Annotated in this window: 5 protein-coding genes; all 5 read right to left on the bottom strand. The window is 59.9% G+C overall.

The window, feature by feature from the left end; translation table 11 throughout:
- A partial coding sequence (locus GHO25_RS25065) for a protein-glutamate O-methyltransferase CheR (RefSeq protein WP_153393226.1) occupies nt 1–856 on the bottom strand: 856 nt, incomplete at its 3' end.
- On the bottom strand, nt 853–1,368 hold the full coding sequence (locus tag GHO25_RS25060; protein WP_153393223.1) for a chemotaxis protein CheW: 516 nt from the start codon (nt 1,366–1,368) through the stop codon (nt 853–855). The genes GHO25_RS25065 and GHO25_RS25060, both read right to left, overlap by 4 nt.
- Nucleotides 1,368–2,990, bottom strand: coding sequence for a methyl-accepting chemotaxis protein (locus tag GHO25_RS25055; protein ID WP_178110231.1), 1,623 nt, complete (start codon nt 2,988–2,990; stop codon nt 1,368–1,370). Before GHO25_RS25055 ends, GHO25_RS25060 begins: the two co-directional genes overlap by 1 nt.
- Before the next feature lie 210 nt (nt 2,991–3,200).
- Nucleotides 3,201–3,923, bottom strand: a complete 723-nt coding sequence (locus GHO25_RS25050) for a tellurite resistance TerB family protein (RefSeq protein WP_153393220.1) — start codon at nt 3,921–3,923, stop codon at nt 3,201–3,203.
- 41 nt (nt 3,924–3,964) lie between these two features.
- The gene (locus GHO25_RS25045) at nt 3,965–5,071 is read right to left on the bottom strand and encodes an NADH:flavin oxidoreductase/NADH oxidase (protein ID WP_048368157.1); all 1,107 of its coding nucleotides are present in this window, start codon (nt 5,069–5,071) and stop codon (nt 3,965–3,967) included.
- Between the last annotated feature and the right edge of the window lie 197 nt (nt 5,072–5,268).

Below are 5,268 nucleotides of genomic sequence, written 5' to 3'. Positions count from 1 at the left end.
GTGCGGGTTTGGGCAGCGGTCTGGGCTCGGCCAGCGCTGGCCGCGCAACAGGCACCGGCTCATGGCTGTGACAGAAGGCAAACGACTGCGGTGCACCGATCGAACGCATGCCCAGGCGGCCCAGCAGGCTGCCCTCGGCCGGGCCGATAAACAGCGCGCCGTCGTCACGGGTCAGGCGCTTGAGGATATCCAGCGCCTGATGCTGAGTCTTGAGGTCGAAGTAGATCAACAGGTTGCGACAGAACACAAAGTCATAAGGCAGGTGATGGCTGAGCAGCGTCGGATCGAGCAGGTTGCCGACATGAAAAGTGACCTGCTCGTGCACCCGCTCCGCCAACTGATAACTGTCATTGACCGGGGTGAAATAGCGCTCACGAAAATCAATTTGCTGGCCGCGAAATGAGTTTTTGCCATACAGCGCCGACCGCGCCCGCGCCACCGACAACGGGCTGACGTCCAGGGCTTCGACCTTGAACTGATGCCCAACCAGACCGGCATCAAACAGGGCCATGGCAATCGAATACGGCTCTTCGCCGGTGGAGCACGGCAAGCTCAGAATGCGCAGGGTATGCAGGCCGCTGGTGTCGGCCAAACGCTGGCGGGCCAGACGGCCCAATGTGGCAAACGACTCGGGATACCGAAAAAACCAGGTCTCGGGCACGATCACCGATTCGATCAACGCCTGCTGCTCATCGTGTGAACACGTCAGGCGCTGCCAGTAGTGATCGTTGTCGGGCATGTTCAACGCAAGGCAACGCTGGCGCACGGCACGCTCGATAATCGCCAGGCCCACGGACGCAACATCCAGGCCTATGCGTTGCTTCAAAAAATCGTAAAAGCGCTGGTCGTCACTCATGCGAGCCTCTCTGCGCTGGCGTCATCCAGGCTCGGAGGGAACAGCAGCGCGCACACCGCCGGGCTCAACAGGTCGTCGACATGGATCCACTGCAACAAGCCTTGGGCATCCTCACGAACCGGCCCCAGGTACGGCGCGTCGCGGTTATCCAGGCCGTAGGGCTGAAAATCTGCCGGGTCGCAGCGCAAGGTCGCGTTGGCCTGCTCCAGCATCAGCCCCAGCAGTTTGCCACGAAAATTGACCAGCACCAGCCGCGTGCTGGTGCGGGCCACGGCTTCGTGGCCAAAGGTCATGGCGCTGATGTCGATGACCGGGACCATCTGCCCGCGGTGCGCAAACACGCCAGCCACCCAGGCCGGGGCGTGAGCAATCGGTTTGAGCGGTAAACGCGCCAGCACCTCGACCACATCGGTCGCCGACAAGGCATAACGCTCATCCCCGATGTAGAACACCAGGAACAGGCGCTGACTCGGCGCCACGGCGGCCGCACGCTTGGTTAAAAGTTCGCTCATCAGACTTTAAAACGCGAAACGCCACTGCGCAGCCCAACGGCAACCTGACTGAGTTCGTCGATCGCGAAGCTGGCCTGACGCAAGGACTCTACGGTCTGACTGCTAGCATCACCCAACTGCACCAGTGCCAGGTTAATTTGCTCGGCGCCGGTGGCTTGCGCCTGCATGCCTTCGTTGACCATTAACACGCGCGGCGCCAAGGCCTGAACCTGATGAATGATTTGCGACAGTTGTTCACCGACTTGCGTCACCTCGGCCATGCCACGGCGCACTTCTTCAGAGAACTTGTCCATGCCCATCACACCCGCCGACACGGCGGACTGGATCTCGCGCACCATTTGTTCAATGTCATAGGTGGCGACAGCCGTCTGGTCAGCCAGGCGACGTACTTCGGTGGCAACCACGGCGAAACCACGGCCATATTCACCGGCTTTTTCGGCTTCGATGGCGGCATTGAGCGACAGCAGGTTGGTCTGGTCGGCCACTTTGACGATGGTGACGACCACTTGGTTAATGTTGCCGGCTTTTTCATTGAGGATCGCCAGCTTGGCGTTAACCAGATCGGCAGCGCCCATCACCGAGTGCATGGTTTCTTCCATGCGCGCCAGGCCTTGCTGCCCGGAACCGGCCAGAATCGAAGCCTGATCGGCAGCCGAAGTTACTTCGGTCATGGTGCGCACCAGGTCACGGGAGGTGGCGGCAATTTCGCGGGAGGTCGCGCCGATTTCCGTGGTGGTGGCTGCAGTTTCGGTTGCCGTGGCTTGTTGCTGTTTGGACGTGGCGGCGATCTCGGTCACCGAGGTGGTGACCTGGACCGAGGACCGCTGGGCTTGAGACACCAGCGCGGTAAGCTCGGTCATCATGTCGTTGAAGCCGGTTTCGACGGCACCGAACTCGTCTTTGCGGTCCAGGTTCAAGCGTGAGCTCAAGTCACCGGAACGCATGGTTTCAAGGATCGAAACGATGCGCTGCATCGGCGACATGATCGTCTGCAACAACAGGTAGCCGCACAGACCGGCAGCCAGCACGGCCACGATCAGCGAGATCACCATGCTGATTTTTGCCGTCGTCACTGCATTGGCAATGGTTTCGGTGGCGTGGTTGGCCTGGGTGCGGTTGGTATCAATGATGGTGTTGAGTTGCTTGCGCCCCGCGGCCCATAGCGGGGCCAGTTGCTCGTTGAGCATGGCGTCGGCTTGCTCGGTTTTTTTGTCTTCGTAAAACTGCAGAACGCCCGCCAACGCCTTGGTGTACTCACCGTGGATGCGCTCGAACTCATCAAACTCGGCGCGGTCCTGGTCATCAAAAATGGTGGTGCGGTAGTTGTCCAGCTCTTGGATCATGCGGTCTTCGTAGCTGGCATACAGCTTACGGTCTTCGCTGGTCAAATCACGCTGGGTGGCCGAGCCGACCAGTTGCAGGGTCAGGACATAGCTGTCGACCCAGGCACTGCGCACCATCGAACTGTAATAGACCCCGGGAATCGAATCGGTGCGAACGGTCTCTTCGCTCGACTCAATCGACAGCAGCCGCGAGTAAGACGCGACAACCATCAGCAACATGATGGCGATGATCACCGCAAAGCTCGCCAAAATGCGTTGGCGTAACGTCCAGTTCTTCACAGTCTATCCTCGGGGCCATTCAAATGATGGAGGAGTATAGCCGAGGGCCAGCAAGGATTCTCACGGACGTTGAGACTGTTCTCACAGCAATTAGTAAAAAAACTTACAACATCGGGTTGCGCACATAACCCGTGTAGGAGCGAGCTTTTAAAAGATCAAAAGATCGCGAGCAAGCTCGCTCCTACAGAGACGTAAGGCGACGCTTCTATCTCACGCCTGAGCCTGTTTAACCTGCGCTTCCAGTTCAGCTTTTAGCCCCGGATCAAGCTTGAGTTGCTTGGCCAGTTCATCCAGATAAGCCCGCTCACCGAATGCCTCTTCATCCACCAGGATGAGGCTGGCAATGTACATTTCTGCGCCGATTTCCGGGGTGGTGGCCGCGCTGGCGACTTCGGCCGGGTCCAGCGGTTTGTTCAGTTCAAGTTGCAGCCATTGCTGCAGTTGCGGATCGTGCTTGAGCTTGCTCAACTCGCCCTCGATCATTTGCCGCTCGCGATCGTCAATGTGACCATCCGCCTTGGCCGCCGCGACCAGGGCTTTGAGAATCGCCTGACTGTGTTCCTCAACCTGCACCGGCTCGACACGATCAATGGTTTGCGGCGGGTGTTCGGGGGCAGTGCCCTGGCTGGCCTGCCAGTTGCCATAGGCTTTGTACGCCAACACGCCCAAGGCCGCCAAGCCCCCATAGGTCAAGGCCTGGCCGCCGAACTTGCGGCCGCGCTTACTGCCCATTAACAGGCCCAGGACACTGGCCGCCATCGCCCCACCTCCTGCCCCCGAGAGCAGGCCGCCGAGCCCGCCCGCACCCAGCACATTGCCCAATCCCCCTTTATTGGCACTGGCGCCAGAAGCGTTGTTTGACGCACCGGTCTTTTTCTCCAGCAGTTCCTGGCCAGACTTCAGCAGTTGATCGAGCAATCCACGGGTGTTCATCAGCAACCTCCTCGTAACGGGTTCAGGTGACAGGTCGGGTTTCAGTCGCGCAGGTCCGATTCATGAATCGGCTGATCGCGATGGGTCGCACGCTGGTACTGCGCGGGCCAGATCGCTTTTCTGCCGCCCAGATCATCATCGGCATGCAGCGGCCAGTACGGGTCACGCAAGAGTTCACGGGCCAGCAGAATCAAGTCCGCCTGACCGGTACGCAAAATATGTTCGGCTTGCGCGGGTTCGGTGATCATCCCCACCGTGCCCGTAGCGATGGCCGCCTCCTTGCGCACGCGCTCGGCGAATCGGGTCTGGTAACCCGGCCCCACCGGAATTTCTGCCGAGGCCGCCGTACCACCCGACGACACGTCAATCAGATCAACCCCCAGCGCTTTCAGGCGCCGCGCCAGTTCAACTGTTTCGTCAGGGTTCCAGCCATCTTCGACCCAATCGGTGGCCGAAACGCGGACAAAGACCGGCAGTTCTTTGGGCCACACTTCACGCACCGCTTCGGTCACTTGCAGCACCAGGCGGATGCGATTCTCGAATGAACCGCCGTACTCGTCGAGGCGCTGGTTGCTCAGCGGCGACAAAAATTGATGCAGCAAGTAACCGTGGGCAGCGTGAACCTCCACCACCGAGAAACCGGCTTCGAGCGATCGTTTGGCGGCATCGATAAAGGCTTGAACAACGCCCTGGATCTGTTCTGTATCCAGTTGTTTGGGCGCCGTGTGATTGGGATCAAAGGCAATGGGTGAAGGCCCGACCGGCACCCAGCCGCCCTCGTCCACTTTGACGCTGCCATGCTTGCCCAGCCAAGGGCGATGCGTGCTGGCCTTGCGCCCGGCATGCGCCAGCTGAATCCCCGCCACGGCGCCCTGGGCGCGGATAAAGCGGGTGATGCGTTGCAGCGGTTCGATGTGTTCGTCGCTCCACAGCCCAAGGTCTTGAGCGGTGATCCGGCCATCGGGGGTCACCGCGGTGGCCTCGGTAAAAATCAGACCGGCGCCGCCAACGGCCCGGCTGCCCAAGTGAACTAAATGCCAGTCATTGGCCAGCCCATCAACGCTGGAGTATTGGCACATTGGCGAGACCGCAATGCGGTTATTCAAGGTCAGTTGGCGCAGGGTGTAGGGTTCGAGCAGCAGACTCATGGGTCACCTCTCATTCCAGTGGGTAGGCTCCAGGCACTCCTTAGAGACTAGTCGACAACACTGGATGAGGTGGGGTTCAAATGAGCGTGCATAACCGTAGGCGCTGCCGCCCCGTCTTCAACGCCGCGCTGTCGCGCTGCAAACAGGACAGCGATTATCTTCAGCTTCCCCCAATCGGTTCCCTCTCCTTCGGGAGT

It is taken from the genome of Pseudomonas sp. FSL R10-1350, from assembly GCF_009600525.1.
GTDB classification, from domain to species: Bacteria; Pseudomonadota; Gammaproteobacteria; order Pseudomonadales; family Pseudomonadaceae; genus Aquipseudomonas; species Aquipseudomonas helleri.
Note: the sequence above shows the minus strand (reverse complement) of the source record. Positions and strands in the feature narration are given on the sequence as shown.